This window comes from Neisseria sp. P0022.S010 (genome assembly GCF_051956635.1).
The window spans coordinates 1-1,087 of sequence record NZ_JBQCXF010000734.1 but is presented as its reverse complement, the minus strand read 5'-3'; the positions used below and the strand labels follow the sequence as shown (position 1 = coordinate 1,087).

The following is a 1,087-nucleotide window of genomic DNA, read 5'->3' as shown; positions in this document are numbered from 1 at the left end:
GCTCTGTTATAATGCATATTGTAACGTAATTTATTCCCGGATGACATTTTATGCCTTCAATACCGAGTGCCCCGATTTATGATGTGGCTTCACTGCTTCCGCACAGCGGACATATGGTGCTAATCGATTGTGTGAAAGAATTTGGCGATGACTACACGGTTTGCCGTGCGCCGGTTGGCGACAAGCATATTTTGCTGAAGGACGGCGTGTTGCCGTCTATGGCTTATATGGAATTGATGGCGCAGGGCATAGGCGCGTTTGCAGGCATTGAGGCTTTAAAGGCCGGAGAACCTGTCCGCTTGGGTTTTTTATTGGGAACGCGCAAGCTGGATTTGTTTGCCGATTCCGTGCCTGTCGGTACTGAGTTGGAAGTCAGGGCGCATGTGTCCATTCAGGATTTGGGCGGTATGGGTGTATTTGATTGCGAGTTGCGCTGGACGGATGCGCCGGAGGATGTGAAGCATCTGTTGCCGCCGGACGGTTTACTGGCAAAAGCTTCTTTGAATGTGTACAGTCCGAAAGACGGTCAAATCATTTAAACCGTTTACAAGGCCGTCTGAAAAGACAAAGATTCAGACGGCCTGTCGATATAGTGAGAAAACGTATGAGTGAAACTATTTTAATTACAGGGTCTAATCGCGGTATCGGCAAAGCCGTCGCGCTTGGTTTGGCGCAAGATGGCTTTGATATTGTCGTCCACTGCCGCAGCCGTCGCGATGAAGCGGAAGTCGTTGCGGAAGAAATCCGTACATTGGGTAGAAATGCGCGCGTGTTGCAGTTTGACGTGTCCGACCGTGAAGCCTGCCGTGAAATTTTGACTGCCGACATTGAGGTAAACGGCACATATTACGGCGTGGTGCTGAATGCCGGACTGACGCGCGACAATGCGTTTCCTGCTTTTACTGATGACGATTGGGACTTGGTGCTGCGTACCAATTTGGATGGTTTTTATAATGTGTTGCACCCTTTGACCATGCCGATGATCCGCCGCCGCAAAGCCGGACGGATTGTGTGCATGGCGTCGGTGTCCGGTTTGACGGGCAACCGCGGTCAGGTCAATTACAGCGCGTCCAAAGCGGGCCTGATC

At 51.1% G+C, this 1,087-nt stretch carries 2 protein-coding genes; both read left to right on the top strand.

Going from position 1 to position 1,087, the window contains the following annotated elements:
- Nucleotides 1–50: 50 nt before the first annotated feature.
- The gene (locus tag ACTHUT_RS21025; protein ID WP_003685755.1) at nucleotides 51–539 is read left to right on the top strand and encodes an ApeP family dehydratase; all 489 of its coding nucleotides are present in this window, start codon (nucleotides 51–53) and stop codon (nucleotides 537–539) included.
- A gap of 65 nt (nucleotides 540–604) precedes the next feature.
- Nucleotides 605–1,087 (top strand): SDR family NAD(P)-dependent oxidoreductase (locus ACTHUT_RS21020; protein ID WP_440419742.1); only part of this gene is annotated, 483 nt, incomplete at its 3' end.

Coding starts and splice junctions, on each gene's coding strand:
- ACTHUT_RS21025 (WP_003685755.1), top strand. CDS start 51: ATGCCTTCAATACCGAGTGCCCCGATTTATGATGTGGCTTCACTGCTT.